Raw genomic sequence first — 26872 nt, 5'->3', positions numbered from 1 at the left:
CGCGCCTTAGGCACGGGCCGCTCAGAGAGCAACACCCGCCCTGATCAGTTATCCAGCTCGTCTTTGATAATCTTGCCGTCGTGCGGATCAACCTGGAACTCGTATTGCTTGCCATCAGCCTTGATACCCTCGCCTTCCCAGTGACCATCGTCAGCTTCGATCTTGGTAATCTGGGTGTAGCCTGCGCCTTTCAAGGTGGCCTCAGCCTGATCCTTGTTCACCTTCCAGTCAGCACCGGGCGTATCAGCCCATGCAGAAGTAGCCCCCATAGCACCAACCAACGCCAGGCCAGTGAACACTCGTGTCATCGCTTTCATCACTAACTTCCTTTTTTCATGACAGTTAACGATCCGACCCGAACGCTGATCTTGACGTTCAGTTTGTGTTGAAAGACGAGACTGATTCCGGGCACCCATCATGGTGAACGAGCTCCTGCAGGTCTCGTGAAAGCAAAGCAGCGGCTGTGGGTTTCAGCATGGTTGAACTCAGCTCCTCCCAACAAATCCACTTACAATGAACGATGCCTCTGCCAAGCGCGACGCAGCAACCGTCGGGTACGTCAGTCGTAAAAATATGGTGGAGAACATTGCCTACCTCGACGGTGCCCACAGCGTTCAAGCCTGAGCAATGAAGCGCCAGCGCCTTCCAAAGCTCACGGGCAGCGGCAACGATTGGCGCTTCGCCGGTCGCGAGCACGCCGCTTGGAAACTTCCATTTAGCCCCCTTCCTGCGGACAAGCAGAACCTTGTCATTTCGTAAGCAGATGATCGTGGCCTTAGCTCTGACTGGGCGATGCGTAGTGACGCTCATAAGGGATCGCACCTAGAGAATGGGCGACATCCTTAACGCGAAAATGATCATCCATGATCTGATGATCCATGGCTGAATGCAGAGTTCCGAATTGACGGTTTTCCATGCGAAGAAGCATGAAGTCTCTGAATTCCCACCGGTCACATGATCATGAGTGAGTCAAAGACATGCACTGGAATGTCCTGAAATGATTGAAACCACCGATCTAGACGAAACGGACTAAGCTCGCTTGAAGGAGAGGTAATCAGGAGGCAAGGATGCGACATCGAGGAGCAGTATTTTGGGCTTGGGCAGATCCAGCTCTACAGCACCATTCCCACGAGGAAGAGCTAGATGATGGAGCCAAGCTCGATGTTCAGGTTCGGCTCTCCCGTACTGGCGACACGCAGTTGTTCATCGGGATCTACGAGCGCTCGGGCTTGGCCAGGATTGAAGAAGCCTATGCAAAACGGCCTGGTGAATCGGTAACTCGGGCCATGGCGTGGGGCGCGGGCAGGGGTCGTGCGCTGGCTCTATCCGCCCTGGAACGAAAGCAGCACATGGGGTAGGAGGACGAGACAATGGCTGATCAGCTAGCCCAATTGGACGCTGAGATCGCGTTCTTGGATCAGATAGCTGCGGAGCTAGAGCGCCAGGTTGGGCCTAGCCCTGTCACTCGCACTCTGGTCATCGCCTGGCTGACCGAGTGGGTGAAAAAGCCGGGCGCATTGAAACCCGACTCACCACACCTGCCTCAATCTCTCAAAGCGGCTTATACCGCCTGGATTCATCAAGAAGTGGATCACTGAGAAAAATTGCGACCCTCGGCTACCAGCACATTGTTTAAGCAAGCCGTTGCGAAGGCTGGTTTCGCTCGGTGGCGAGGCACCTCGCACGGCCAACCCCCCAGGCCAAGGCACGCGTCATCGACTCTCCTGGACGCGTGTCGAAGGCTTCTTCATGCAGTGCCATACCACTGCCGGCATACACGCCTATGAACATTTGAGTGCTGCCCGTTCGCGACAACCGCACTTGGATATCCATCGTCGTGCCGTCGTCCAGCGTCTCATCGTGAGTTCGGTGATGAAGCGTCGGGTCTGACCATTTCCAAAAAATGTCACCGCGTATGCGCATGCCGCTCTCCTACGACTTTAGTATTAGACAGATGGTCATCCCACCATAGCCCACAGCGGCTCTCATGCATCCAAATGGCCGGCAAATCCATTCATAATCAGACGGTTGGAGTTGTTACAGCGTTTTGCCGAACTGATGATAATCGATGAAACCTGCATGCTAGAGCGGCCCTGGCGATTTTCCTGCTGATCTATTTACGTTACCCTCCGCGCCGCCAAAACAACACCAAGGAGATGGCGGGCATGAAGATCGATATCCAGGTCGACGAACACGGATCAGGCTGCAAAGTAATCATTGACGGCCATCCAGTTTCGTTCGCGAATGCAGTTGAAGCTGAGGCCTATGTTGCTCGTCTGCAAGAGCGGCTGCAGGCCGCTCAACATGCCTTCGTAACATCTGCAGAAGCTTCAGCCTGAGCAGCCACCGAACCAAAATCTATACTCGCCCATCACATCTGATGTGTAAGCGATACGGTGAGTGGTTCAGCACCCGTACTTCATCAAGGGGGAGGACGAGATGGCGTTTGTTGACCTGTACGTTGCGAGTTTGTAGAGCTCGAAGTGACGCTTATGAATGCCAGAGAACGCCTTCTGGCTTCGACCGATGACGAGGCGTTACATGACATGCGGATCGCCGTCAGACGTATCCGAAGCTTACTGATCCCCGTCCGCAAGCTCGAAGGCGTGGAGCGCTTGAAAGCAGCTGCCGCCGAGGTAGGTCGACTTACTACTCCCACCAGAGATCTTGAGGTCATGGCGGGAGAGCTGGATACACGTGGACTGACCGAAGCCGCCCAGGCCCGAAGAAGTCGATTGCCTGATCAGTACAAAGCTATCGCGAAGAGTCAGGAGCTCAACGAACTGTTCACCGCCCTCGATCTCTGGCCGGCAACTTTCAGATCCTCTTCTGCTGGGCATGACGATAAAGCGCTGCGTGGGGCGGTGATGAAGTCACTGACCAAGCTGCTGGACAAGGTACATATCGCGGTAGATGACAAGCATCACGACCGCCATGAGTTGCGGATCCTGGTCAAGCGGGCTCGCTATCTCACCGAAGCATTTGAAGAGTTGTCGCCGCTCTCCCCTGAAGCTGCGAAATCGCTGAAGAAAGTTCAGGGTGCCTTGGGCTCATGGCACGACCACCACCAATGGTGCCTGCGTGTCCACGAAGAGCCTGATCTTCAACCTCTCGAAAGTCTCTGGGCAGAGTCGTCGGAGAAAGAACTGGCGCAGGCTGAGGCCGAACTGAAAAAGCTGAAGCAGCTGCTTCCGGCCATCTCGAAGAAGGCCCAGACGCAGAAGAATGAAGCGGACGCCGAAGCGCGCAAGCGCTCGGGATTTGAAACAAACGGTTAACGTGGCCTGATCAGGCGCAGCGTTTCAGGATGGTTTTGATCGGGCGCCTTACTCGACGCTTCGGTACATCCCTAGCCTTGATCCAACGACAAGCTTCGATCTCGTTTCGAGGGCGTGGTTTATCGTCTGACTTGCGGGCTTCGAACAGGTAATGGATCACCTTGTCTTCCCGGTACATCGTGAGGTAACGGAGCTCGTCGAATGCGAGACCAGTTTCTTCGGCCATCTCCCGCATAGCCGCCTCATGCGGCGTCTCGTCTCGCTCGACTCGGCCACCAGGTAGGTTCCACTTGGCGTTGCGCTTGCGAACGAACAAGACTTCACCATCCTTGCGATAGATGATGGTGGCGCGCAGCTTGATGCCTTTGCGTTTCGCTGTTGCAGTGTCCATTGCCTTCATGCGCTGCCCTTAACGTTGGCTGGCCTAGATCCGGCAGGTTCCTTGCCGAGAATAAATCTTCCGTGTGTCGGTTAGATGACCGGTGTAACGAGGGCAACGTTCAAGTTATCGGCGCCGAAGCGTGTAATGCCCTGCTCAGGTAAGTCGAACGCCTTTCGACGCATCAAGTGAACTTCACCAGATCATGAGAGCCTTCCGTCAAAGGGAGGACAAGTGATGAGCCCATCGAGAGAACTTCATTCCACCGTCATCTGCCTGCAGGCAGGGAAGGTATTGCTTGTACGCAAGGAGGCACCTCAGTGGTCACTCCCTGGCGGGAAAATCGATCCTGGCGAAACGCAGCTTGAAGCGGCACGTCGTGAACCACGGGAAGAAACGTGCCTAGAACTGACTGACGCTCAGTTTTTGGGGCATCACGTGCTCCAAGCGGAAGAGCACTGGCTGTACCGAATGGCCGTTCCGGCCAGCATGATGCCTCGACCTTCGCACGAGATAGTGGAGTGTCGCTGGTTCTCGATCCAGGAAATCACCAAAACCTCAGTCAAGCCAACCAACGTAGATCTGCTAAGACGAGAAGGAATAATCACCGCTAACGAATAGCCTGAATCAGCCAAGGAGCTTGATGTTCAATAGGCAGCAGCACTGATGAGTATCGATCAGAAAACTTGCCCGTCCCAAGAAAAGTATCGGTACGAGGAGAAATTTTCTGGTTTTGGCTGGGCTTGCCTACTCCCCCATCGTACTGAATGGCGGTCGCTTAATGCCTTTCCTATTTGGCTCATTGGCAATGCTTTTGGCCCGTCCTATCCCCCAAGCCAGCGCACGATTCATCGATTCGCCCGGCATGGCAGCAAATGCCTCTTCGTGAAGGGGCATTCCACTCGCGGCATAAACCCCGATAAAAACCTGGGTGGCTCCGGTTCGTGACAACCTCGTCTGGACTTCTATAGCGGTTCCGTCGTCCAGCGTTTCATCATAACTGCGGTGGGCAAGCGCGGGGTCAGCCCATTTCCAGAAGACATCACCACGTATTCGCATGCCAGCCCCCTTTAGCTTTAAAGCGGAACGGTTGAAGCCCCCGAGCTTGGGATTCTCACAGCTAGCCCTTTCGAACAGCCGATTATGATGGATGGCCACCGATTCGTCCCAGCAGCTCCATTTAGATCGCTCTGATATCGATGTGATCCGATTGGTTCAGCCAACTTTCGGATAGGCAGCGAATCAGTACCGCCTGCCTTGTTGGTCTGAACTTTGCTGTCCGCCATGGCTTCCCCTGCATACCGATCACGAAATTACGCGGCTGCAGGAGCTGACATTCATGAGAGCACTGACCTACCACGGAGCACACGACGTCAGGGTCGATAACGTTCCTGACCCGATCATCGAGCAAGAAGACGACATCATCCTCAGGGTCACCGCCACAGCCATTTGCGGTTCCGACTTGCACCTTTACCGAGGCAAAATCCCAGAAACCGAAGCCGGCGATATCTTCGGCCATGAGTTCATGGGCATCGTCGAGGACACCGGGAATGCCGTCACCAATCTCCAGATCGGCGACCGCGTGGTGATTCCCTTTGTGATCGCTTGCGGCAACTGCTTCTTCTGTCAGCACGATCTGTTCGCTGCCTGCGAAACCACCAATACGGGGCGGGGCTCGATCATCAACAAGAAGGGCATTCCCCCGGGCGCCGCGCTGTTCGGATACAGCCATCTCTATGGCGGTATCCCTGGCGGCCAAGCGGATTACGTGAGGGTGCCCAAAGGTAACGTCGGCCCGTTCAAAGTGCCCACCGACCTGGCCGATGACAAGGTGCTGTTCCTCTCGGACATTCTGCCCACCGCTTGGCAGGCGGTCATCAATGCCGAGATTGGCCAGGGTTCATCGCTGGCGATCTATGGTGCCGGGCCGGTGGGCTTGCTAAGCGCCGCCTGTGCGCGAATGCTCGGGGCACAGACCATCTTCATGGTCGATGACAACGACTACCGCCTGGCCTACGCCCGCGAGGCTTACGGCGTCATACCGATCAATTTCGAGCAAGACGACGATCCCGCCGACAGCATCATCCGCCAGACACCAGGCATGCGCGGCGTCGATGCAGTGATTGATGCGGTCGGTTTCGAGGCAAAGGGCAGCACTGCCGAAACGGTGATGACGGCGCTGAAAATCGAAGGCAGCAGTGGCAAGGCGCTGCGCCAGAGCATTGCTGCAGTGCGTCGCGGCGGCGTTGTCAGTGTGCCGGGTGTGTACGCCGGCTTCATCCACGCCTTCATGTTCGGCGACGCCTTCGACAAAGGCCTCACGTTCAAGATGGGCCAGACCCACGTGCAGAAATACTTGCCTGAACTTCTTGAACACATCGAGGCGGGACGCCTGCAACCGGAACTCATCGTCACCCACCGCCTAGCACTCGAAGAAGCGGCCATGGGCTACAAGATGTTCGACCAGAAGCAGGACAACTGTCGCAAAGTCATCCTGGTGCCGGGCGCTGCACCGGGCACCTTGGGCCCTGACTACGTGTAGAGGAGACAAGATCATGAATGAGGTCGCCAGCTACTTCTGGATTGCCGTCGCGGCAATCCTTTTACTCATCGATCTGTGGGCCATTGTCAGCGTGTTCAGAAGCGACAAGTCAGATGCAGTCAAAGCGGCCTGGGCCCTGCTGATCGTCGCGCTACCGTTAATTGGCCTAGGTATCTGGGGCGTTGCTGGCCCGCGCGGTATCAAGCGCGGTACCGGGCCCACTTCCGACGAGCACAGCAAAGGCTGACATTTCCGAGCTCCACTTACAGGGGTTTCAATATGATCGATCAAGCGACAGGGATGAAATCAGGCGAACGCTATCGCGTGGAAAACGTGGAGCGCGCTCATCAGTTTCCAGGCTTCTTTCAAGACGGGAAGTATTATCTCGGCCCTGAACTTCTCACCGCCGTGGGCTGGCTCGAAGGTACACGCTTCATCTACGACAGCCTGGATGCTGAAGGTGAGCCCGTATTTCCAAACCGAGCGGCAGGCACGGTCGAAGGGCTGACGTTGACCCTGGTCGATGGCACCTCCCTTGAGCTCTCGCGGATCGAGGCCAGCGACCCCATTGCACCCCTTGACCCCAGCGCCTCGGCTACGAAACGAGAAGCGCCTGACCGTGGCGCTCCGCTCAGAGGGCCTCTGCGCGGCAAGGTCGTGGTCATCACCGGCGCATCCAGCGGCATAGGCCGAGCCGCCGCGCATGCCTTTGCGTGCAAAGGTGCTCGCCTTGTACTCGCCGCACGCGATGAAGAGGCGTTGTTCGACGTGCTGGATGAATGCACCGATTGCGGTACGGATGCCATAGCGATCACGACCGACGTCACCCACAGCGACCAGGTTCAAGCGCTTGCCGCTCAGGCCGCAGACTTTGGACAGGGACGGATCGATATCTGGGTCAACAATGCCGGGGTCGGCGCGGTCGGCAATTTCGAAGAAACGCCGTTGGAGGCGCACGAGCAGGTCATCCAGACTGACCTGATCGGTTACCTGCGAGGGGCCTACGTCGCCCTTCCCTTCTTCAAGGCACAGGGCAGCGGCATTCTGATCAACACGCTGTCGCTGGGCAGCTGGGTGGCACAGCCCTACGCCGCCGCGTACTCGGCGAGCAAGTTCGGCTTGCGCGGACTGACCGAGGCATTGCGGGGCGAATTGACTGAGTTTCCCAACATCCATGTGTGCGATATCTATCCAGCCGTCATGGACACACCAGGCTTCCGAGACGGCGGTAACTACACCGGGCATGCGCTGACACCGCCAGGCCCCGTATACGATCCCGAAATGGTGGCGAAGGCTATGGTGGCCTGCGCAATCTCGCCTCGTGCTCACACCACGGTTGGCGCTGCGGCGCGCCTCGCGCATTTGGCCAGCTACCTGATACCAGGCCTGCCTCTGTTGTCAGGAAGGCTGACGCGCTGGGGGATAAATCGCAGCCCCATAGCCGAAGCATCATCAGGCAACCTCTTTGAGCCTCCGAGTGGCAGGAGGGGTATCGACGGAGGTTGGAGGAAGCCAAAAGATAAGACGCTCCTGCTGATCGGCGCAGCGGCGCTGGGAATCCTTGTGGGTTTTACCCTCACACATTCACGACGCAGGGATAACTAGAGGCGGTCTGCGTACCGAGGAATGAGCGTGATTGCGAGATCACGTTCGATCCTACTCTGCTGACGAGCTTGTGGGATTAACCGAGCGATAGTCCTCCCCTGCTACCGCTCTCAAGTAAGCAGCGTCAGCCTCCAGACGAAGATCGCGCCATTCCTGCCAGCAGATAATCCCTCGACGATCCATCTCATCGGCCTGGCGAAGCAATTCCTCATGATATTCGTCTGGCGAATCCATTCGTAAGGCCCTGCTTTCCAGCACGCGGTACCAGTCTGCCAGACAGTTGAGCTTCAGCAATTGGGCGGCAGAGAGGTTTTTCTCGAACGTTCGCATCAGGAGGCCTCACACGCTGATGGAGGGTTGAGTCACGAAAATTCCAGAGGTTCAGTAAAGCGGTGTCAGCGGCGTCGATGTGTCCAGAGGGTCGCACCGTTATAGTTCCGCTCAAGGATGGGTATGGACGGCACTGACTCAAGTTGGAGTGAATTTCTTGAACGCTGGCGATGTCGTAGTGATGGCGCGCTGCTACGTCTTGCTGGAAGAAAGCAAGCAGACCTGGATGTCCCTCCCTTCCTGCAGCCGCATGTCCGAGTACCCGTATGAAAGAGCTGCTTTCCGCTGCGAAGATAATTCGCCCAACTGTTCTCATCGTTGAGGACGAACCCATGATTCGAGAGCTTTTGACCCTGTACCTGGAAGAATGGGGGGCCATGGTGACAGCGTTGGCGACTGCCGATGACGGCAATGAGGCGTTGAGGAAGCAAGATTGGACGCTGCTGATAACGGATGTACAAACGCCTGGTTTACTCAATGGGGTTGATCTTGCCTGGATGGCAAGCCAGCAAAAACCTCAGACGCGCATCATTGTCATGAGCGGATACTACGAATTTGCAGGGAGAGTGTTGCCGCCAGGTGCGGAGTTCCTTCCTAAGCCGTGGCCAATAACCCAGCTCCAGGAACTGCTCTGCGCTCAGCTTAACCACGCCGACGGGGCTGGAAGGTCGACGTCTGCCAAGCTTGATCCTTTCCAAACGTTCGCGAACAAAGCTTAAGGACGCCACACACGCCTGCACCGGTTCTTTCGCGCAACCCGTCGGCCTCGGCTAAAACCCACGGAGTAAACACCCCGCGCCCCGACGTCCGAGTTGAACACAGACTTTCCTGTGTGACGACATGAGGTGAAAGATCATGGCTAACAACCAAACCAATCGTGGCCATCAAGGTGGCACTGCTCAGAACAATCCTGGCAATTTTGCCAATGATCACGAGAAGGCGTCGGAGGCAGGTCGCAAAGGCGGGCAGAGTTCAGGCGGCAATTTTGCCAACGACCGTGAGCGTGCCTCCGAAGCGGGCCGTAAAGGCGGGCAAAACAGCCACGCCGGCGGTCGCGGTAGCGAAAACCGCTAACTGGCGGTGATCCAGTGCCAGGGCAATAGCTGCCCTGGCACTTTTCTCCTGAACGGCCATCAGGAAACCCTTTCCTTCCACGCTTCGTATCTGGCAAGAAGCGGCTGGACACTCAACCCATGCAGCAGAATACTCAACGCCACCACTGACAGCACCAGGTTGATGCTCTGCGCGGCCAACGTGGGAAGCAGCCCATGATTGAGGGCATAGAACAGGTAGTAGAAGCTACCGATACCTCGGATACCAAACCACCCCAAAAGCCCACGCTGGCGGATATCCAGCACTCCCCGAGCCGGAAACAGCAGGATACTGATGGGGCGAATGACAAAAAACAAAGCGCCGGCCACCAGCACTGCCCGCCAGTCCCAATGCTCAATGAGCACTACCCCGAGCAGGGTCACCAGAAACACTTCCATTGCCCGTTCGATCAGGCTACCGAAAGCCAGCATGTCACCCAACATGATCCCCGCTGCTACCTGCGAGTCGTCGAGCCCTTTCAAATCGCCTTTGACGGCTAGCTCCGGCGCCACGTGCTGGTGACCCACCACAGGCTGTACCAGATGTTCAGCAGCCGGTTCTTCTGGGCTATTGGCGGTCTGCACCTCCGCCTGCCGTAAACCGAGGCCCGCAGCGAACACCGCGAGGAACCCATAGGCCTGTATCGACTCGGCGCTCACGTATGCCAACGCAATCAGGGCAAGGGCCAGATAGTCATTGGGCGAGACGGTGCTGTCGTCGTTGCGCAGACGCAAGAACAGCGTGAGCTTGCCCAGGCCGCGCCCCATCCAGTAGCCAAGCAACAGGCCTGCGATTACTGCCCACAGCATGTCCTTGAACAACCAGTCACTGAACCAGGCCTGGCCATTGTCCTGTTGCAGGAACAGTCCAAGCATGACGAAGGGAAACGCCACGCCGTCGTTAAGCCCTGCCTCACCCGACAAGCTGAAACGGACAAGATCATCGTCTTGGGCATCAACCACCTGCACCAGAGTTGCGAGCACGGGGTCAGTGGGTGCGAGGATCGCCCCGATTAGTAGCGAGACTCCCCACCCCAAGTTCAGGCCGTGATGCAGCACCAGCGTTACCCCACCGATGCAGATCAACATCACTGGCCCTGCTAGAAAAAAGGCGCTGCACCAACGGCGGTTGTGCAAGGGCAGGCGCAATTTCAAACCACTGAAGAACAGCGAAAACAACACCGCGACTTCTGTAAGGTGCTCCATCCATCCGCTCGACTTGCTCACGTCCAGCTGAAGAAAACCTAGCCCCGATGTACCCAGGCCGATACCCAGGGCAAGGCACACTACAGACGAGGTCACAGGGATCCAGCGCAGGTAGGAGGATGAGAGTGCGAGCAGCAGCAAGACTGCGCCCAGCGTGGCGAACCAGACGATGAAGGTCATCTGCGCAGAAGCCTTGGGAAAGTTTTCGAGTATTTTTTTGACTTTCCGGCACGCCACGTCGTTCCGCTGCGCTTAGTGGGTTCACCCAATACCTGAGGTAAATGTAAAAAAAGATTTCAGCGCTCCGCTGCGGTCAAACCCTATGGATCGCAATGGAGATGACGTCATGAAATTCGCCCAGTTCTGCCAATGGCTCGCCAACCACGCCGGTAAACCGAGCACCTTTTTGATCGCCGTGGTGTTGATCGCCATGTGGGCTGCATCTGGGCCCTGGTTTCACTACAACGATACCTGGCAACTTATCGTCAACACGTCGACCACCATCATCACATTCCTGATGGTTTTCCTGATTCAGAACACCCAGAACCGGGATAACGACATCATCCACGTGAAGCTCGACGAACTGATCCGCGCTACGAAATCTGCGGAGCAGTCGGTATTGGATCTCGAAGCGCTCGATAACCGGGAAATCCATAAACTTCGCAAGGAATATCAGGCGATGGGCAGCGAATGTGATCCCCACCATCAGGCGCCTGCTGAGCATCACACGGACGATGGTGCTCGGGATAACCTGCAGCGCTAGAGTCCTTGTTGGTCGAGCGGCGGGAGAGTTGAAGGTAAATTTGCAGGGTGAAGCGCCTGGCTAATAGCTTGAGCGAGCTCGTCTATCGACCACGGTTTGAAGAGGTAGGTAACGGGTGGCGTCACCTGAGAAGCATCAAGCTGGTAGCCAGAAGTCAGAATGGCGGGTAGTCCAGGCCACCTTTCGTGTGCCATGGAGATGAACTCCATACCTTTGATGCTTCCCGGAACACCATGGTCGACAACGATCAACGAGCAGTCGCTCTTAAGTCCCATCAAGTGAATCAAGGCATCTTCTGAGTTATCGAACGCATCGCAGGTGGCGCCCAACTCGATCAGGATGTCCACCAACAGGGTCTGAAGCGTTGGATCGTCTTCTACCACAATTACCGTCTTACCTGACAGCGACAAACCCTCGATGTCGAGCTTCATCACCTGCTCCAGTCCATGGTTAGATTTTCGAGTGTTTCACTCATCCGGACATGCGTCGATGGGGGCTAAAGGCCACCCATGCTCAATGGCCTTCCAACTTCGTCAAATGGGCCAAGCCTTCACGCATGAAAATCTCCACGGTCTTTGGGCCTACGCCCTCGAAACTCAGTAGCCAGCGCTTGAATCCCTCAGCATTTGATTCTTCCTGCAGTGCCTCAAGTTGAGCAGCAAGTTCCACTTCTACCTTGTTGCCAAGATCATGCAGTCGTCGGGCAGTGGATTCATCGTAGCGCGCATAGCCGGCCTGCCCGAGCAGTCTGACCAGTGTGGAATGAGAAGTCTGGGCAAGCTTAATCGGCGTACCCAGGCCCTGCTGATCGACAAGCATCCGGTACGCCTGCACTGCTACGGTGGCGCGGATGCGCTTCCCCATGAGAAAGCTGGCCAACAACCATCTGAACACGCCAAGGGCATCCGTGACCTCAATGCCGAGGTCACAGGCAGTTATAGTCTTCAACCTTTACTACGGCGCGGATCAGCAGATCGTGGGTAGGTGCGTTCCTCTTCGATAGTGCCATCCGCTTTATGGATCTTCACCGACGCCGTCTTGCCATCAAAGAAATCCGCAAGGGCGCTGACGAGCTCGTGCTTCGTCGACGCTCGTTTGGAGGCGCGTTCAGCACCGGCTTCCTTCAATTCCCATCCTTCTGATGTCGGGCTGAGGTGGTAATTGTCCATCGTGTGCTCCTCTTGGTTAAATGGCTTCGCCGTCATCCTGGATGTCTTCCTCTGCCTCGGCTGCCTCCGTTGCATCAGCGTCATTGAGTGGCGGCGACGTGGGCTTTTCCGGATCGTTAATGAAGGGCACGTCGCTTGGCCCTTTTTCTTCGGAGCCTTCGGTTTTCGGCTGCATGGCAATACCTCAAAGCAGATGGATCGGGGCGCCGGGCTTCAAGTACCTTCAGCAACCCCCGAGAATTTTTTGACTTCGATAGGTTGCGCTACGAATTCAGGGCCATCGCCGGCGAGCCGCCACTTCACCTTAGCGATGCCATAGCGCTCGGCCATCGGTCGACTGACCAACTTGATTTTCTGCTGACTGAATCTTGGGATGATGCCAACGCCGGCATCGCAACTGGCCCAGTGCCAAGCCACGGCGTTGTCCATTTTCTCCAAGCGGATGATGAACGTCCGATGGTCACCGTGCAGGTCATACTCGATTACGTACAATTGAAGTGCTGGCACAAGATCCGCTCCCTAGTTCATACGCTATTGAGCAAGCCGTAGAAGAGATAATTCCATTGGATTGCCAGGGGGCATGCACATCGCTCATGGATGGAAAATGTGCCAACTGCGTAAATTCAACGCGGTTCGTGAATCGGGCACCCATTGTGCGTAGCGCGAAACTGCGCTGACATTTCGTATGAGGGCCTGCGCACCCGCATGATGCCTCCCAGGGGACGATGCGCAGCCAACCCATGCCAGGGGCTGAATGCCATGCCATCATCGATGTCGCGTACCTTTTCATCATCCCAGGCGGCCTGCGGTTCGACCTCTACCCTGGCAACTGTCACGTAGGGGCTCAACGCTTCCGACCATTTCACTGATGCGTCCTCGATGGCCATCTTCTCGATGTCAGTGGCCAGCTGCACACGCAGCTCCCAGATGCCGCCGTTCTGCCTGAAAAACGCCTCTACGGCATGGCGAAGCCCGTCCGGGTCGCCCTTCAGCTCCACTTTGAGATCAGTCAACTCGGTTAGCGAGGGCGACACAGGAACAATGGCCAGCTTGGCGTAATAAGGGCCGTAGAGGATCGGCACCACCGTGGTGAAGGTCTCGCCCAGAATATGCGTCTGGGGATGGCCACCGAGGCTCTTCAGCGTAGCGCTTTCGCCGCCCACCGATTCGACCAGCGATTCCACTCCCCGCAGTGCGGCTGACAGTGCCTTCTTCATGCCTGGTGCCTTGTCCGTCGTCTTCGCGAGCATCTTCAGCGTTTTCAGGAACGCCTTGGGCGTTGCCGAGGTGAAGGCTTTGGCATTCTCGGTGACGAAGTCCTGGGTCACCTGCCCCTCACTGCCAGGTAGGCGGGAGCCTTCGACACCCACGATCTTCAGTGCCAAGCCCCTCGGGGTCGATACCTTGTCATCGAGCACATCCCCTGGGTTGGTGGAAAACCGCAGAAAGGCCGGCAGCGTAGCGGGCTTGGCAAAGGCACCTTGTGCCAGTTCCGCTGGCAGTCCTTCGAGGATGGTCACTTTCCCGCGCAGCAATCCGTGTCCCTTGGCATGGACACTGCGGTTGGCGTGGCCGTTGTCCTTGAACGTGGTTTCCATGATCTGCCGTAGGGTTTCAGCCAGCTCCCTGCTCGTCTCGGCTTCGTCATCCGGAATTTGCTCGAAAGAGGGCTGGAAGCGCAGCGGCATAATTGCAACGGGTGTATCCGGTTGGTTATTCATCAGGATTCTCCGGCTGCCTCAAGGGCACTGATTGGCGTTAACGCATGCTTGCGCTCTATTTGGCGAGGTCAGTTTTCAGGCGCTGACCCGCATAGGCCTGTGCGTCCTCAGCCTTCTTCACGACGGCGGCAGTGCCGAAGAACTCGTGCGTCACGCCGTCGTAGACTTTGCGATCTACCGCCACACCTGCTGTGCGTAGCGCCTGCTCCAACTGGGCGCCATCGTCGCGCAGCGGATCGATTTCCGCGTTGATGATGGTCACCGGAGGCAAGCCATGCAGGTCAGCCTTGACGAGGTTGATACGTGGATCCTGGACATCGGCAGGCGAACTGGTGACTTGGCCGATGAACCACAGCATCATCGGACGATTCAGCGGCATGGCATCGGCGTACTTGAGGTAGGAAGCGGTATCGGTGCTCGACTGCGCAACCGGATACACCGAAAGGACGTGTTTCGGTGCTGTCAGGCCAGCATCTCGGGCGCCCATTGCAGTAGCGACGGCGAGGTTGCCGCCTGCGCTTTCGCCGGCCAATGCCAGGCGCTCTGGATCCCCGCCAACGGAGGCGGCGTTTCTTGCCAGCCAACGGTAAGCCGCCAGGGCATCGTCATGCGCAGCGGGGAATTTGTGCTCAGGAGCCAAGCGGTAATCGACCGATACCACCACGGCATCGGCTTGCTTGGCCAACCCGCGTGCGCCGCCATCGTAAACTTTCCGATCTGCTATCACCCAACCGCCGCCGTGGAAGAACAGCACCGCTGGGAGAGGGCCATTGCCTGGCGGCGTATACACCGTGGCCGGCATGGAGCCTGACGGGCTGGGTATCGAGATTTCCCGCGTGGTGACGCCGGGCACCAATGACTCGGGGCTCGAACTGCGTTTCTGATCTTCCAGCACGCCCTTCACAGCATCGGCCATGGTCGGCTGCTGACGGGCCTCCTGAGGCGTGGTCTTCTCGATGGCCTTGGCATCGAAGCTGGCAAACTTGTTCAGCAGCTTCTGCATGTCGGAATCCGTGCGCAAAAGACTTTTGGTGCCACTCACAGCAAGCTCGGAGACCGAGCGCTTTTCAGGATCGCGGGCGCACCCGCCCAGCGCTATCGAGACCCCCAAGACCGAAACCGCAGCCACCCAATGGCACTTTTGCATAGGACACTCCCAAGGCGAGGGCGAAGGTTTCTTCGCCTGTCTTAAGCTCAGGGCGCCCTACTCCAATGGCGTTCAGCCAGTTCTTGAAATGTCGGACAGATGGGCATCCAGCATGAATTCGACCAGTGTTGCGGCGCAGGCCGTAATCCCCTCCAGAAGCACCATTTCGAAGCCATGGGTATTCTCGGTCGGTATAGCAATGCAACCAGCCCGGGCATCGATCCCGGCGCTCATCACCGCGCTTGCATCGGATGCAAAATCGACGAGCAATGCCGACTGGGGCTTAAAGCCGGCCTTTAGGCCAGCGGCGATCAGGCCCTGCACCACGGTGCGGCTGTAGTATCCCTTCTGGTCGCCGGTATTGATGATCGGGTTGGCCGAAAGCTCCGTGCCATATTCCTCAAGTACAGGGCCGACCTCGACAGCGATTGTAGTGTCGCCGGGCAGTCGGGAAGCTGCGTACATGGCGCCGGCATTCGACTCTTCCTCCAGCGTCGTAAGCACGAACCAAACGTCCTGCTTCAGTTTTCCTCGCCGTTCACTCAGCAGCTTCGCACAGAGAATGACAGCGCTCAGCGGAGCTCGGTCGTCGAGGAAGTGAGCGGCAATACAGTCATGTACCTTGAAGGGCTTACGCCAGTGCTGACTGAGCACGACTCGAGTACCAGGCCGAACGCCAAGTTGCTGGAGATCCGACTGGCTCTTGCGCGTGACGATATAGACATCTTTCCACTGAACATTTCCTGCCAGCACGTCTCTTCCATTCGAAGTACGACCGCTGTTGTGCATGGAACCGTAGGACAAAACACCCGGCAGGATGTGTTCATCGCCCAGGATATCGACAGGGCAGACACCGAAGCTTATCGGTTGCGAACCACCTAGAGCGAGCACCTCCAGGGTGCCGTTCTCCAGCACATTTTTGACGATCATCGCGATCTCATCGAGGTGGGCCATAACGCGTATGGCTGCCTCTGGGCTACCAGTGCGGCCCCCACGAATCACCCCCACCACATTGCCAGCAGGGTCGATGTGCGTGTCATCACAGAATAGGCGCAGCTCGCGCAGACAAATGGCCCGTACTTCATCTTCTTGTCCGCCCGGCCCTCGGGCGTTGAGGAGCTCGGTCAGTAATGCCTCAGTCGTCAAAACGTTACCTCCATGTTTGCACGCAAACGTGTTCAGGCCAGTTGGATGTAAACCGAGTAGCTACCCAATAACACCCAGAACACCAGAAAGATCCACGGCGTCCGTAGCGAGAACAGCAATGACTTTCGATGCCCTGCACGCGAGGTTTCCGCCTCACAGAACAGCGGCGACTCGTCGTAAGCCAACCCCATCAATGGCTCGCTGCGCAGCAGGTGGCTCTGCTTGAACTGCCAGTGATCGATGATGTTGTACGCCGCCCGGATGCCAGGCCAGGCGTTGAGCGAACTCAGTACCCCGAGCAAGGCGAGGAACGCGGGCACGATGAGGGTGAACATCTCGCCCCACCCTTGATTGAGGTTTCCCATGGATGAGACGAAAGCGATGACCAGGAATGACTGCGCCGCCAGGTAGGCATCCGTACGGTTGGCCAGGATGCTGGTTTCGTACTGGATCTCACGCCGGTAAAAATCCAGACGCTCCTTGGGAGAGCCAAACATCCTGGCATTGTGCTCGCTGATCTCGTGCTCAGGGGTCGCTGGGGTAATGATTCGAGACACTCGCTACTCCGGGAATTGGGCTCCGAGCGAAGAGATGAGACTGGAGCTGAGTCCGGTAGAACAGGCGATGGGGCATGGAATTCAATTGGATTGATATTCCGCACCGCTCGTCGTACCAACCGCAGATTGAAACCAACACGCGCAGGCCAGGCTTTTCGAACCGGTATGAACGTTCTCAACTGCAGGAGCTTCTACCATGCGCGACTTCCCTACCCCACCCTTCCCTTCGCAGCCTCAAAATGTCCCCGGCTCACAACGCAAGATGGAGCCTTACCCGGATTGTGGTGAGCAGTCGTATACCGGCCACAATCGACTCGAAGGCAAGATTGCCCTTATCACCGGAGCAGACAGCGGCATCGGGCGGGCAGTGGCGATTGCCTATGCCCGTGAAGGCGCCGACGTCGCTATCGCTTATCTGAATGAGCATGACGACGCGCAAGAAACCGCGCGCTGGGTTGAGTCCGCAGGCCGTCAATGCCTGTTGTTGCCCGGAGACCTGGCGCAGAAACAGCACTGCTACGACATCGTCGAAAAGACCGTCAGCCAGTTCGGGCGTATCGACATCCTGGTCAACAACGCGGCGTTCCAGATGTCCCACGAGACCTTGGAAGAGATCGACGATGATGAATGGGTGAAAACCTTCGATACCAACATCACCGCCATCTTCCGGATTTGCCAGGCGGCCCTGCCTTCCATGCCCAAGGGCAGTTCGATCATCAATACGAGCTCGGTCAATTCCGACGATCCATCCCCCAGCCTGCTGGCCTACGCCACGACCAAGGGGGCCATTGCCAACTTCACTGCTGGCCTGGCTCAGCTGCTAGGCAAGAAAGGCATTCGGGTCAACAGCGTTGCGCCAGGGCCTATCTGGACGCCTCTAATTCCTTCCACCATGCCAGATGAAGCGGTCAAGAACTTCGGTTCGAAAACACCACTGGGACGTCCTGGTCAACCGGTGGAGGTCGCGCCGATCTACGTGCTGCTGGGCTCCGACGAGGCCAGTTATATAAGTGGCTCACGTTACGCAGTGACTGGGGGCAAACCGATCCTTTAGCGAAAAGAGGCTCGCCGAGTTGGCGAGCCTCAAACCGTTTTGCGTGGCAGTTTCAGCGTTTGTGCTGATCGTGATCACGGGCCGTTTTTTGCGCTGTCGAGTCATGTGATGTGCCGGTGGATCCATCCGGACGATGAGCATCGTTGTCTCGCTCCTCTTCCCCATGCGGCCTTGTCTGCGCACCTTCTTTTTGCCTGTCGCTCACTTTCTGCATGTTGCTCTCCTCCCATTGCCTTTGAACAAGGGAAGCCAATCCACGGGGCAAAGTTCAGGTCAGTGACACTTCAGGAGATGGGCGGGCAACAGGGGCGATGAACCAATTACCCCAGGCTCGCGTCCACCGCAAAACAAGCGAGTCGATTCTGGAATGGAAAACGACCCTGTACTGGCCGCCCTCGGCTATCTCAAAAACAACAAACTGATTTTGACCACCGCAGAATCGTGCACTGCGGGCTGCATGGTGGCTTTGTTGGCCGCGGTACCGGGTACAGGAGAGGTGCTGGAAAGCGGCTACGTCGTCTACTCACCCAGCGCCAAGAAACGCCTGCTGGGGGTCAGCGCCGAAACCATCGAACGATACGGCCTGACCAGCGAAGCAGTAGCTTGGGAAATGGCCTTGGGCGCCTTGAGAGACAGCGATGCAAATGTTGTGATCGCCACCACCGGGGTAGCCGGGCCGGCGCCCGAATCCGGGATACCACCGGGGACGATGTGCTTTGCGTGGGCTTTCGCCGGCGAGCCAAATGCCGTTTTCACGCGCACTCAACGTTTCTTCGGCGAGCGGTCTGAGGTCATGCGCCAAGGTGCCCTGTTCGGGTTGACCCGGCTTTCCTACTATCACCAGCGCTGGTTACGCGGTGAGCGCGCCTGAGGGCTGTGGTCATGTCGGAAGATGAATTGGTATCCAGACGTCACCCTGTTCAAGAAAATATGCCGATGCAGCAGCGCGTCTGGCGCTTCGAGCGCGTGGGGTGGTACGTGCTCGTGGCCATCGTATTGCTTGCCTTGGCAGGCCTCTTCGGTAATGGCCCGCTGAGCGATGCCGAGGTGGTGAGCCAGGATGGCCGGGTACGGGTCGAGTACCAGCGCCTCAGCCGAAGTGGCACGACAGACAGCCTTTTCATCACCGTTCAGGGTATCTCCGGTCAGCCGGTGGAGGTGCAACTTGAGGGATCGTTGCTTCGTAACGCCAGTATCGAGACGTTGCAACCGCAGCCGCAACTGTCGATGTCCCATGGCCAGGCCATGCTGTTCCAACTGGGTACTGGGCAAGATGGCTTGGCCACCTTGTACCTGACCCTTAGAAGTGATCACGTGGGCACTCTGGAGGGTAGCGTCAGGGCTGGCCCCCAAAGCGCCGTTCACTTTTCCACATTTCTTTACCCCTAGGAGTGCGTCATGGATTCGATCCTCCGCGCAGCCGGGATGTACGTCGCCCTCATGCTGCTGTTTCGCGTAGCCGGGCGGCGCTCACTGGCCGACCTGACGACTTTCGACTTCGTCTTGCTACTGATCATTGGGGAAGCCACCCAGCAGGCACTTCTGGGCGAGGATTTTTCATTCACCAATGCCATGCTGGTGATTGCCACGCTGATCGTTTTGGACGTCGGCCTTTCGCTCGCGAAGCTCAACTCCAAGCCCTTGGCCAGGTTTCTGGATGGGCACGCTACCCTGGTTGTTGAGAATGGACGTTTTCTGCATCACCGCATGCGTCGGGCACGCCTCACGGAGGACGATATCCTTGAGTCAGCGCGGGACAGCCAAGGCATCGAGAACATAGAGCATGTCAAGTTCGCCATCGTCGAACGCAATGGAAAGATTTCGATCATTCCTGCTGAGTGAGACACCAGGTAGCCAGTGGTAGAGCCCAGGCCCGATTAAAGTGCCAATATCGCCTGGCTATGGTCGATGGTAGGGATGGGCATCAATTCGCGCCGAGATACCAGCCAGGCCCGCATCCGCTCGGTATCAAAAATCTGACCCTCTTCCATCATCACCAGAATGAGCGCCTGGGACATTCGGTAACAGCCGCATTGAGAACAGTGTCGCTCTTCCCAGCCACTGGTGCATTCGACGGACTCAGCTTGCCCCGCGCAAATCAGACAACTCATGTAAGCCCCCTTTTGTTCTTGTTCCCTGCAGGGTAAATGCGAGGGGACGAAGCGCCCTTTTGTCTCGCTTTACATGAGATATCCATGCCAATCCTAAATTCCCTCTATTTGGGCGGCGCTCACACAAGACGAACCAGACGCCAGATAGCCCTGTCGGAATCAGAACACGTGATCTCGAAGGCATACCGATGGAAAGAGAACCGGTAGAAGCTCAACAGGGTGCACCTCAGCGTGATGAGGGTGGATGGTTGCCCCTGGAGCAGTATGGTGCGCTCGGCGATGGGCGCTCTGTGGCACTGATTGGTCTGGACGGTTCCATCGACTGGTGGTGTGTGCCGCACATGGATTCACCTCCCCTATTCGACAAGCTGCTGGCCCCTCAGACTGGAGGCTTCTTTTCCATTACCCCTAGCGAGGCATTCGTTGCTGAGCGCCGCTACCTGGCAGACAGCAACGTCCTTGAGACAATCTTCATTACCAGTCAGGGTCGTGCCCGGCTGACGGAATCCTTGAACAGTGGCCCTGCTGGACGCCTGCCTTGGGCCGAACTCGCCAGACGCATCGAAGGTATCGAGGGTAAGGTCGACTTCGACATCGCCATCGACTTCGGAACCCAAGCCGACACGGTAAGCCCCTACGTGGCGCCGAATGACAATGCCTGCGTTTTTCATGCGGGCCGAATACTCGGCATGTTCCTGCACGACCATCAGGTGCACATCGAACGCAAGGATGACATGGGCGTGCGTGCTGTCCTTAGCCTTGCAGCAGGACAACGCTCAGTGGTCGCAATCATCGCAGGACGAGATGAGCCCCTGGTGGTGCCCCCATTGGCCTTGATCGATGAACGCATCGACGGCTCGCATCGGGAGTGGTGCCAATGGTAGAAGGGGCTGGTCTACGACGGCCCGTACCAGACCCAGGTCATCAGAAATGCGCTGGCCCTCAAGCTGCTGCTGTCCTCTCCAAGTGGCTCGATCATGGCGGCAGCGACCTCATCCCTTCCCGAACGGATTGGCGGCAGCAAAAACTACGATTACCGCTTCGCCTGGATACGCGACGCTGGCTACACCATCGAAGCATTTCTGGGCATCGGCGCGCAGCCAGAAGCAAAAGCTGCATTCACTTGGCTGCTGCGCCGGCTGGATGAACATGGGCCACGGGTGTTTTATACCCTCGATGGTGCAATCGGTGATTGCGTGCGCCCGGTCGACCTGCCTGGCTACAAGAACTCCCCTCCAGTCGTCGGCAATGATGCCCGCGACCAACTTCAACACGGCGTCTTCGGCGATATCTTCGAAACAGCGCGCTGTTTCATTGACAGCGGCAATATTCTTGATTCCCCGAGCGCCATGCTCCTCTCAGGCCTTGCCGACCAATGCGCAGACTGTTGGCGTCAGCAGGACGCCGGTATCTGGGAGTTGCCGGAAAAACAGCATTACACGATGTCTAAAATCAGCTGTTGGCAAGCCTTGAGCCGGGCCATCGAATTGGCCGATGGCGGTCACCTTCCCACTACATGCCGGGAACGCTGGGATCGCGAGCGACAGCGCATCCAGCAATGGATCGAGGCGCACTGCTGGAGCGAAGAGCGTCAGGCATACCTGTTCTATCCAGGCAGCGACCGACTGGACGCTTCACTGGCACTGGCCGTCAGGTTCGGTTACCCCAGCCAGGAACGTCTACGCAGCACGCTGGAAGCCATTGATCATGATCTGGGGGCCGGCGCTTTCCATTATCGCTACACCGATGCACAGGAAGAGGAAGGTTGCTTCCTGGCCTGCACATTCTGGCTTATCGAAGCCTGGGCCATTCTGGATAACCAGGATCGCGCCGAAGCCGCCTATGCAGACGCTTTGCAAGGGCTGTCACACGGTGTAGGCATCTACTCGGAGATGATCGATCCGCAGACTGGACAATATCTGGGAAACCTTCCGCAGGGCCTGACTCACCTGGCAGCCCTCAAGGCCGCAATGGCCATCGGGGGCTGCCATCCCGAACGATGACGCCAGACATCATCTGCGTTGAACCGTCTCGCTTGGCGGCCACTCAACCACAGGCAAGTTTTCCATTCTTTCAATCCGTGATGAGGTAACGCCATGAACGCTATCGACTTACTGATTCAAGACCACAAGTTGGTAAAGAAGCTGCTCGAAGAGCTGTCGACCACCACCGAGCGAGCAGTGAAAAAACGGGCCGATCTACTCCACAGGATCGAGCAGGAGCTGCAGATTCACACCGCGCTCGAAGAAGAAATTCTCTATCCGGCCATCAAGGAAGCGGGTGGCAAGGAAGAAGCGAAGATGTACTACGAGGCCAAGGAAGAACACCGGACTGTTGACTCCCTCGTCCTACCCGACCTCCTGCATACCGAAACCGGCACCGTCGAATTCGCCGGGCGGGTCAAGGTCATGAAAGAGTTGTTGGAGCATCACATCGAGGAAGAAGAAGGCGAGCTGTTCCCCACGGCGAAGAAGCTGCTCAGCAAGGACATCCTTGAGGAGCTGGGGCGAACCATGGAAATGCAGAAAAAGATGCTCAAGGGCGAGAAGCGAGCGGCTTAGTCAAGCGATCACCTGCCAGCGCTCAGAACGCTGGCAGGTGATTAGTTTCAGATATCCCATCATCAGTTGGAAAGTTTCATGGAATATTGGATCGGGTTACTTGAATGGCCTGCCATGGTGATGACCGTACTGGCAGCCTGGTGCATCGGTTCGCGCCGTCCGGGTAGAAGGAAGATAGGATTCTGCTGTTTCATCGCAAGCAACGTGCTGTGGGCTGTGTGGGGCTGGCAAGCACAAGCCTGGGCTCTGATCATCCTGCAGTTTTGCCTTTGCGCCATGAATCTGCGAGGGTGGCGGAAGAACACACAACTGGAAATTGCCGGGTGATAACGCCCTGACAAGCCGGTGAGGCTAGCTTCTAAAGCATGCAGATCTCCCTTCTCGCCAAGCTTCCTTCCCTGGAAGCAGTGAGAGCGGATCACGCAGCAGGCTTGAGCACCACTTTCGTCCAACCATCATCCCGCGCATCGAAATGCTTGTAGGCATCTGGGCCTTCGGCCAATTTCAAACGATGGGAAATGATCTGCGAGGGCTTGGCGCGCCCATGATGGATGAGCTCTGCCAGGCGGCGATTGTAGGCCTTCACATTCGCCTGGCCTGTCCGGATCTGCTGGCCCTTGAACCAGAACGCACCGAAGTCGAAGGCCATCTTGCCTTCCTTCGCCAGTTCGTTTTTCGCTCCAGGATCTTCTGGCACGAACACACCAACCACGCCAATGCCGCCTGTGGCCTTGGTTGAAGCGACCAGGTTGTTCATGGTGAGGTAGTTCGCTTCATGGCCATGCTTGTCGCAGCACTGGTAGCCCACGCACTCACATCCCCGGTCGGTGCCTTTGCCATGGGTCAGGTTCATGATCTCTTCCACGGCCTTCTGCTCGACTGCGTTGATTGGGGTTGCCCCCAGCTGCGCGGCAAGTTGCAGACGATCCGGTTGGTTGTCGATGACGAACACCTGAGATGCACCTTTGATGATTGCCGAATGGGCGGCCATCAGGCCGACAGGCCCTGCGCCGTAAATCGCAATGCTTTCACCCGGTAGCAAACCGGCAAGCTCTGTTGCATGCCAACCTGTAGGGAAGATATCCGAGAGCATGACGTAGTCATCCTCACGCTCTTGGGCATCTTCCGGTAGTACCAGGCAGTTGAAATCCGCATAGGGCACGCGCAGCAATTCGGCCTGCCCGCCCTGATACGGGCCCATCTCGGCAAAACCGTAAGCGGCGCCCGCAGCACCAGGATTCGCTGTAAGGCAGAACCCAGTGAGGCCTTTTTCACAGTTCTCACAGAATCCACAGCCAATATTGAAGGGTAAGCAGACACGGTCACCGACTTTGACCCTGTCGACCCCTGCCCCCACCTCGATCACCTCACCGAGATTTTCGTGACCAAAGACTCTCCCGGCTTCAAACGAGGTGCGGCCCTCGTACATGTGCAAATCAGAACCGCAGATGTTGGTCGTGGTAATGCGTACCAGCACGTCCGTAGGCTTTTCAATTTTTGCGTCTGGTACATCCTTGACCGCGACGTCACGTGGGCCGTTGTACACGATGGCTTTCATGCTGAACTCCCAAAGTCAGGGGCGACGGAAATGCGCCCTACCTTTTTCAGGTAATCGCTGAGCCTCAGGTGTTCACCACAGTCTGTCGCAGCTCGGATCGGTGGTACTAATCATCGTTGCTCTATGATTTCGCGTCCTTGTATGTAGCGAATGAGGAAGACCTGATGAGGCAAGGATGCGACATCGTGGAGCGGTATTTTGGGCTTGTGCAGATCCAGCTCTGCAGCTCCATTCCCATGTGGAGGAACTAGATGACGGAGCCAAGCTCGATGTTCAGGTTCGGCTTTCCCGCACAGGGGACACCCAGTTGTTCATCGGGATCTACGAGCGCTCGGGCTTGGCTAGGATTGAGGAAGCCTATGCAAAAAGGCCTGGTGAATACGTAACTAGGGCCATGGCGCGGGGCGCTGGCCGGGGTCGTGCCCTGGCTCTATCCGCCCAAGAACCGAAGCAGCACGTGGGGTAGGAGGACGAGACAATGGCTGATCAGCTAGCCCAGTTGGACGCTGAAGATCGCGTTCCTAGATCAGGTAGCTGCCGAACTGGAGCGCCAGGTTGGGCCCAGCCCTGTCACTCGAACTTTGGTCATCGCCTGGCTCACCGAGTGGGTGAAGAAATCGGGCGAATTGAAACCCGATTCCCCACAACTGCCTCAATCTCTCAAAGCGGCTTATGTCACCTGGACTCATCAAGCCGTGGATCGCTGAGAGGAAATTGCTACCCACGGCTTCCAGCTGCTTGTTCAAGCAAGCCGTTGCGAAGGCTGGTTGCGCTCGGTAGCGAGGCACCTCGCACGTCCCCCCAGACCAAGGCACGCGTCATCGACTCTCCTGGACGCGTGTCGAAGGCTTCTTCATGCAGTGCCATACCGCTGCCGGCATACACGCCTATGAACAATTTGCGTGCTGCCTGTTCGCGACAACCGCACACCCTCCGCGCCGCCAAAACAACACCAAGGAGATGGCGGGCATGAAGATCGATATCCAGGTCGACGAACACGGATCAGGCTGCAAAATGATCATTGACGGCCATCCAGTTTCGTTCGCGAATGCAGTTGAAGCTGAGGCCTATGTTGCCCGGCTGCAAGAGCGGCTGCAGGCTGCTCAACATGCCTTCGTAACATCTGCAGAAACTTCAGCTTGAGCAGCATCCGAACCAAATCTATAGGCATTCAGGAGTTACGCGAGCGACAGTATCCATCCCAGGACTGCGAGTGTAGCGATTGAGAAGGTCACTGAGGATGGCAGGCAGATCCGCGCCATAGGCCGCCACAGCGGCCTCCCAAACGAGATGCTCAGTGTCCCGGGCCGCTGGGTAATTCCACTCAAAGAATGACAAACTGTGCTTACTCGATAACCGGGCTGATCATCAATATATCGAGTAAGGACTGAGCGTGCACTGGTGCATAGCGCCCGCTAGGCTCCAGATTTCAAAGCTTGGTACCAGCTATGGTAAGGCGAGTTGGTGACCAGCTTGCGGTTGTAATCGGGCGCACCATCGCTCCACCAAACTGGCCCGCGCTCACCCAAGGCAACTTTCGCCTGGTCAACCTGTTGCCTGGCTCTCAGAAGCTGGTCAGGATCATTGGCTGCCTTTGCCAGCTTCACTGCACGTCGAGCGTCCATCAATGCGTCGACCAGTTGCTGCCGGTGCTCAACGGTGAGCGTGGGATCGCTGCATCGCCATAGGCGCCCCCTCACCACGAAATAGCGTCCATCGGGAGTCTGAGGGTGCTCAGCCATGCTCAGTGGCGAACAAGGGGTTGATGCCCCAAGGCTGCGAGCTGGTAGTCGCTGATTGACTGGAACAGCTGTTCTGCTGCCAATCTTAGCCGCTCGACTTCGCAATCAGGCTCGCCTGTGTCTTGGGCTTGGTGATAGCGCTTCATGGCCTCAACGGCTTCTTGCACAGCGGGAGAGTCGGGCATAAGCATTGAATCCAGATTTCGCTTCATTTGCGCTCCTCGTGCATTGCATGAGTGATACAACAGGGTAGCGCGTACGGGTGCTGCACACCCTAATTTCATGATCCCCACCTTGGCCAAAGTAGGTGGCCTAGCGCGTCGTTTACCTGGCTTGACGGGGGCAGTGGCAGATGCCAATTTAACATCAAGGCGAGGGGTCAAGGAGTGATGCGTGAAGATCACAATCAATGTGTTCTTGCTCAAGGAAGGGCGAACCATCCAGGACGCGCTTTCCGACGAGGTCAACCTACGACCAATCGCGTTCGCGTTAGGTGATGTTGAATGCCTCTTCTATCACCAGAAAAACCCTTCCCATCCAAAGTGGACGCAGCTCTTCGGCGCTGTTCCAGAAGTAGCGGGCCTTGATCTGACCGGCAGATCGCTCAAAGCGCTGCTCGTCCTGGCAATTAGAGGCAGGGTTTTTTGCTTCACTTTTGGCCATGCCAGGCACCTGATTGATCCTCTCGCGATTGAGCGCTACTTCGGGCTACGCACCGCGCTCAGCCTTACGGATCCACTGCTGATCAAGTCTGTGGAGAAATCCAACATTGACCGCACTCCGTTACGCTCAAAGGCGCAGTCGTCGAGGCTGTTGTCGATAACCGAATTCGACTGTAACCGTCTGGCCAACTCACCCCTCAGCACACAGACCAGCTCGGACAAGAACGGGTGGAAAACAAAGCCTTGCCCG

At 57.1% G+C, this 26872-nt stretch carries 40 protein-coding genes and 3 pseudogenes; 21 read left to right on the top strand and 22 right to left on the bottom strand.

Features of this window, described 5'->3' with window-relative positions:
* Positions 1–44: 44 nt before the first annotated feature.
* Positions 45–317, bottom strand: coding sequence for a PepSY domain-containing protein (locus AC07XM_RS18005; protein ID WP_054902847.1), 273 nt, complete (start codon positions 315–317; stop codon positions 45–47).
* Positions 318–375: 58 nt separating this feature from the next.
* The gene (locus tag AC07XM_RS18000; RefSeq protein ID WP_054902848.1) at positions 376–810 is read right to left on the bottom strand and encodes an NUDIX domain-containing protein; all 435 of its coding nucleotides are present in this window, start codon (positions 808–810) and stop codon (positions 376–378) included.
* Between the two features lie 257 nt (positions 811–1067).
* Here AC07XM_RS18000 and AC07XM_RS17995 point away from each other — a divergent pair, with 257 nt between their 5' ends.
* Complete coding sequence (locus AC07XM_RS17995) at positions 1068–1358, top strand: hypothetical protein (protein ID WP_054902849.1); 291 nt, start codon at positions 1068–1070, stop codon at positions 1356–1358.
* Positions 1359–1370: 12 nt separating this feature from the next.
* Positions 1371–1598, top strand: a complete 228-nt coding sequence (locus AC07XM_RS17990) for a hypothetical protein (protein WP_060513156.1) — start codon at positions 1371–1373, stop codon at positions 1596–1598.
* Between the two features lie 34 nt (positions 1599–1632).
* Here the strand turns inward: AC07XM_RS17990 and AC07XM_RS17985 are convergent, their stop codons facing one another.
* The gene (locus AC07XM_RS17985; protein ID WP_054902851.1) at positions 1633–1923 is read right to left on the bottom strand and encodes a hypothetical protein; all 291 of its coding nucleotides are present in this window, start codon (positions 1921–1923) and stop codon (positions 1633–1635) included.
* A gap of 242 nt (positions 1924–2165) precedes the next feature.
* Between AC07XM_RS17985 and AC07XM_RS17980 the strand changes: the two genes are divergently transcribed.
* Both AC07XM_RS17980 and AC07XM_RS17975 read left to right on the top strand, forming a co-directional pair.
* Positions 2166–2339, top strand: a complete 174-nt coding sequence (locus tag AC07XM_RS17980; RefSeq protein WP_156340949.1) for a hypothetical protein — start codon at positions 2166–2168, stop codon at positions 2337–2339.
* Between the two features lie 153 nt (positions 2340–2492).
* Entirely contained in the window at positions 2493–3278 is a 786-nt protein-coding gene (locus tag AC07XM_RS17975) for a CHAD domain-containing protein (protein WP_054902852.1), read from the top strand.
* Between the two features lie 10 nt (positions 3279–3288).
* Here AC07XM_RS17975 and AC07XM_RS17970 read toward each other — a convergent pair whose 3' ends face one another.
* Positions 3289–3678, bottom strand: coding sequence for an NUDIX hydrolase (locus AC07XM_RS17970; RefSeq protein WP_054902853.1), 390 nt, complete (start codon positions 3676–3678; stop codon positions 3289–3291).
* Between the two features lie 216 nt (positions 3679–3894).
* On the opposite strand from AC07XM_RS17970, the gene AC07XM_RS17965 reads away from it, so the two are divergent.
* Positions 3895–4278, top strand: coding sequence for an NUDIX domain-containing protein (locus AC07XM_RS17965; RefSeq protein WP_054902854.1), 384 nt, complete (start codon positions 3895–3897; stop codon positions 4276–4278).
* Positions 4279–4404: 126 nt separating this feature from the next.
* On the opposite strand, the gene AC07XM_RS17960 is transcribed toward AC07XM_RS17965, so the two are convergent.
* Positions 4405–4716: a hypothetical protein gene (locus AC07XM_RS17960; protein ID WP_054902876.1), complete on the bottom strand. Its 312-nt coding sequence runs from the start codon at positions 4714–4716 to the stop codon at positions 4405–4407.
* Between the two features lie 280 nt (positions 4717–4996).
* Here AC07XM_RS17960 and AC07XM_RS17955 point away from each other — a divergent pair, with 280 nt between their 5' ends.
* From AC07XM_RS17955 to AC07XM_RS17945, 3 genes are read left to right on the top strand one after another with little or no spacing between them, the layout of a single operon-like run.
* The gene (locus tag AC07XM_RS17955; protein WP_054902855.1) at positions 4997–6199 is read left to right on the top strand and encodes a zinc-dependent alcohol dehydrogenase; all 1203 of its coding nucleotides are present in this window, start codon (positions 4997–4999) and stop codon (positions 6197–6199) included.
* A gap of 13 nt (positions 6200–6212) precedes the next feature.
* Positions 6213–6446 carry a PLD nuclease N-terminal domain-containing protein gene (locus tag AC07XM_RS17950; protein WP_054902856.1) on the top strand — a complete coding sequence of 78 codons (234 nt, stop codon included), beginning with the start codon at positions 6213–6215 and terminating at the stop codon, positions 6444–6446.
* A 32-nt stretch (positions 6447–6478) separates the two neighbouring features.
* Entirely contained in the window at positions 6479–7804 is a 1326-nt protein-coding gene (locus AC07XM_RS17945) for an SDR family oxidoreductase (protein ID WP_054902857.1), read from the top strand.
* A 51-nt stretch (positions 7805–7855) separates the two neighbouring features.
* Here AC07XM_RS17945 and AC07XM_RS17940 read toward each other — a convergent pair whose 3' ends face one another.
* Positions 7856–8134, bottom strand: coding sequence for a hypothetical protein (locus tag AC07XM_RS17940; RefSeq protein WP_054902858.1), 279 nt, complete (start codon positions 8132–8134; stop codon positions 7856–7858).
* Positions 8135–8400: 266 nt separating this feature from the next.
* Between AC07XM_RS17940 and AC07XM_RS17935 the strand changes: the two genes are divergently transcribed.
* Both AC07XM_RS17935 and AC07XM_RS17930 read left to right on the top strand, forming a co-directional pair.
* The gene (locus AC07XM_RS17935) at positions 8401–8853 is read left to right on the top strand and encodes a response regulator (RefSeq protein ID WP_054902859.1); all 453 of its coding nucleotides are present in this window, start codon (positions 8401–8403) and stop codon (positions 8851–8853) included.
* Positions 8854–9013: 160 nt separating this feature from the next.
* A pseudogene (locus tag AC07XM_RS17930) lies at positions 9014–9208 on the top strand (con-10 family general stress protein); the annotation flags it as partial.
* Between the two features lie 59 nt (positions 9209–9267).
* On the opposite strand, the gene AC07XM_RS17925 reads toward AC07XM_RS17930, so the two are convergent.
* Positions 9268–10611, bottom strand: a complete 1344-nt coding sequence (locus AC07XM_RS17925; protein WP_060510444.1) for a cation:proton antiporter — start codon at positions 10609–10611, stop codon at positions 9268–9270.
* 166 nt (positions 10612–10777) lie between these two features.
* Between AC07XM_RS17925 and AC07XM_RS17920 the strand changes: the two genes are divergently transcribed.
* Positions 10778–11194, top strand: a complete 417-nt coding sequence (locus AC07XM_RS17920) for a low affinity iron permease family protein (RefSeq protein WP_054902862.1) — start codon at positions 10778–10780, stop codon at positions 11192–11194.
* Here AC07XM_RS17920 and AC07XM_RS17915 read toward each other — a convergent pair.
* The 9 genes from AC07XM_RS17915 to AC07XM_RS17875 all read right to left on the bottom strand — a co-directional run bounded on the left by AC07XM_RS17915 (position 11191) and on the right by AC07XM_RS17875 (position 16934).
* Complete coding sequence (locus tag AC07XM_RS17915) at positions 11191–11625, bottom strand: response regulator (RefSeq protein WP_054902863.1); 435 nt, start codon at positions 11623–11625, stop codon at positions 11191–11193. The two genes, AC07XM_RS17920 and AC07XM_RS17915, sit on opposite strands and share 4 nt — an antisense overlap.
* Before the next feature lie 82 nt (positions 11626–11707).
* Entirely contained in the window at positions 11708–12142 is a 435-nt protein-coding gene (locus AC07XM_RS17910) for an HhH-GDP family DNA glycosylase (RefSeq protein ID WP_054902864.1), read from the bottom strand.
* Positions 12139–12363, bottom strand: coding sequence for a DUF2188 domain-containing protein (locus AC07XM_RS17905; RefSeq protein ID WP_054902865.1), 225 nt, complete (start codon positions 12361–12363; stop codon positions 12139–12141). The genes AC07XM_RS17910 and AC07XM_RS17905 overlap by 4 nt, the downstream gene beginning before the upstream one ends.
* Positions 12364–12379: 16 nt before the next feature.
* Positions 12380–12538, bottom strand: a complete 159-nt coding sequence (locus tag AC07XM_RS17900) for a hypothetical protein (RefSeq protein ID WP_172455977.1) — start codon at positions 12536–12538, stop codon at positions 12380–12382.
* Positions 12539–12576: 38 nt separating this feature from the next.
* The gene (locus tag AC07XM_RS17895; RefSeq protein ID WP_054902866.1) at positions 12577–12870 is read right to left on the bottom strand and encodes a DUF6555 family protein; all 294 of its coding nucleotides are present in this window, start codon (positions 12868–12870) and stop codon (positions 12577–12579) included.
* 116 nt (positions 12871–12986) lie between these two features.
* The gene (locus AC07XM_RS17890) at positions 12987–14084 is read right to left on the bottom strand and encodes a catalase family protein (RefSeq protein ID WP_054902867.1); all 1098 of its coding nucleotides are present in this window, start codon (positions 14082–14084) and stop codon (positions 12987–12989) included.
* Positions 14085–14139: 55 nt separating this feature from the next.
* Positions 14140–15087, bottom strand: a complete 948-nt coding sequence (locus AC07XM_RS17885; RefSeq protein WP_245353424.1) for an alpha/beta hydrolase — start codon at positions 15085–15087, stop codon at positions 14140–14142.
* A 216-nt stretch (positions 15088–15303) separates the two neighbouring features.
* Positions 15304–16377, bottom strand: coding sequence for a zinc-binding metallopeptidase family protein (locus AC07XM_RS17880; protein WP_060510440.1), 1074 nt, complete (start codon positions 16375–16377; stop codon positions 15304–15306).
* A 32-nt stretch (positions 16378–16409) separates the two neighbouring features.
* Positions 16410–16934: a hypothetical protein gene (locus AC07XM_RS17875; RefSeq protein ID WP_054902870.1), complete on the bottom strand. Its 525-nt coding sequence runs from the start codon at positions 16932–16934 to the stop codon at positions 16410–16412.
* A 196-nt stretch (positions 16935–17130) separates the two neighbouring features.
* Here AC07XM_RS17875 and AC07XM_RS17870 point away from each other — a divergent pair, with 196 nt between their 5' ends.
* Entirely contained in the window at positions 17131–17988 is an 858-nt protein-coding gene (locus tag AC07XM_RS17870) for an SDR family oxidoreductase (RefSeq protein ID WP_054902871.1), read from the top strand.
* Between the two features lie 52 nt (positions 17989–18040).
* Here the strand turns inward: AC07XM_RS17870 and AC07XM_RS17865 are convergent, their stop codons facing one another.
* Positions 18041–18202 carry a hypothetical protein gene (locus AC07XM_RS17865; protein WP_172455974.1) on the bottom strand — a complete coding sequence of 54 codons (162 nt, stop codon included), beginning with the start codon at positions 18200–18202 and terminating at the stop codon, positions 18041–18043.
* A gap of 153 nt (positions 18203–18355) precedes the next feature.
* On the opposite strand from AC07XM_RS17865, the gene AC07XM_RS17860 reads away from it, so the two are divergent.
* The 3 genes from AC07XM_RS17860 to AC07XM_RS17850 are packed head-to-tail and all read left to right on the top strand — an operon-like array spanning position 18356 to position 19830.
* Positions 18356–18859, top strand: a complete 504-nt coding sequence (locus tag AC07XM_RS17860; RefSeq protein ID WP_054902872.1) for a CinA family protein — start codon at positions 18356–18358, stop codon at positions 18857–18859.
* Between the two features lie 11 nt (positions 18860–18870).
* The gene (locus AC07XM_RS17855) at positions 18871–19377 is read left to right on the top strand and encodes a hypothetical protein (RefSeq protein ID WP_054902873.1); all 507 of its coding nucleotides are present in this window, start codon (positions 18871–18873) and stop codon (positions 19375–19377) included.
* A gap of 9 nt (positions 19378–19386) precedes the next feature.
* Entirely contained in the window at positions 19387–19830 is a 444-nt protein-coding gene (locus AC07XM_RS17850; RefSeq protein ID WP_054902874.1) for a DUF421 domain-containing protein, read from the top strand.
* Positions 19831–19865: 35 nt separating this feature from the next.
* Here AC07XM_RS17850 and AC07XM_RS17845 read toward each other — a convergent pair whose 3' ends face one another.
* On the bottom strand, positions 19866–20099 hold the full coding sequence (locus AC07XM_RS17845; RefSeq protein WP_146024565.1) for a hypothetical protein: 234 nt from the start codon (positions 20097–20099) through the stop codon (positions 19866–19868).
* Positions 20100–20347: 248 nt separating this feature from the next.
* On the opposite strand from AC07XM_RS17845, the pseudogene AC07XM_RS17840 reads away from it, so the two are divergent.
* From AC07XM_RS17840 to AC07XM_RS17830, 3 genes and pseudogenes are all read left to right on the top strand, one after another.
* Positions 20348–22102, top strand: a pseudogene (locus AC07XM_RS17840) (glycoside hydrolase family 15 protein).
* Between the two features lie 93 nt (positions 22103–22195).
* Positions 22196–22660 (top strand): PA2171 family ribosome-binding persister protein, encoded by a 465-nt coding sequence (locus AC07XM_RS17835; protein ID WP_054903765.1) that lies wholly within the window; start codon positions 22196–22198, stop codon positions 22658–22660.
* 78 nt (positions 22661–22738) lie between these two features.
* Positions 22739–22987 carry a hypothetical protein gene (locus AC07XM_RS17830; RefSeq protein ID WP_016711391.1) on the top strand — a complete coding sequence of 83 codons (249 nt, stop codon included), beginning with the start codon at positions 22739–22741 and terminating at the stop codon, positions 22985–22987.
* A gap of 91 nt (positions 22988–23078) precedes the next feature.
* Here AC07XM_RS17830 and AC07XM_RS17825 read toward each other — a convergent pair whose 3' ends face one another.
* A complete protein-coding gene (locus AC07XM_RS17825) occupies positions 23079–24218 on the bottom strand; it encodes a glutathione-independent formaldehyde dehydrogenase (protein WP_014859200.1) in 1140 nt (379 codons plus the stop codon).
* Between the two features lie 175 nt (positions 24219–24393).
* On the opposite strand from AC07XM_RS17825, the gene AC07XM_RS17820 reads away from it, so the two are divergent.
* Positions 24394–24684 (top strand): hypothetical protein, encoded by a 291-nt coding sequence (locus tag AC07XM_RS17820; RefSeq protein WP_054903766.1) that lies wholly within the window; start codon positions 24394–24396, stop codon positions 24682–24684.
* Positions 24685–24935: 251 nt separating this feature from the next.
* Here the strand turns inward: AC07XM_RS17820 and AC07XM_RS17815 are convergent.
* A pseudogene (locus AC07XM_RS17815) lies at positions 24936–25146 on the bottom strand (hypothetical protein); the annotation flags it as partial.
* A gap of 41 nt (positions 25147–25187) precedes the next feature.
* On the opposite strand from AC07XM_RS17815, the gene AC07XM_RS17810 reads away from it, so the two are divergent.
* Positions 25188–25361, top strand: coding sequence for a hypothetical protein (locus AC07XM_RS17810; protein ID WP_156340891.1), 174 nt, complete (start codon positions 25188–25190; stop codon positions 25359–25361).
* Positions 25362–25633: 272 nt separating this feature from the next.
* Here AC07XM_RS17810 and AC07XM_RS17805 read toward each other — a convergent pair whose 3' ends face one another.
* Positions 25634–25960 carry a hypothetical protein gene (locus AC07XM_RS17805; RefSeq protein ID WP_054903769.1) on the bottom strand — a complete coding sequence of 109 codons (327 nt, stop codon included), beginning with the start codon at positions 25958–25960 and terminating at the stop codon, positions 25634–25636.
* Between the two features lie 2 nt (positions 25961–25962).
* Complete coding sequence (locus tag AC07XM_RS17800; RefSeq protein ID WP_054903770.1) at positions 25963–26172, bottom strand: hypothetical protein; 210 nt, start codon at positions 26170–26172, stop codon at positions 25963–25965.
* Positions 26173–26353: 181 nt separating this feature from the next.
* On the opposite strand from AC07XM_RS17800, the gene AC07XM_RS17795 reads away from it, so the two are divergent.
* On the top strand, positions 26354–26872 hold a 519-nt coding region (locus AC07XM_RS17795; RefSeq protein ID WP_256596982.1), incomplete at its 3' end, for a TIGR04141 family sporadically distributed protein.

The organism is Pseudomonas sp. GW460-LB5 (genome assembly GCF_059423245.1).
This window is presented reverse-complemented; position numbering and strand designations above follow the sequence as displayed.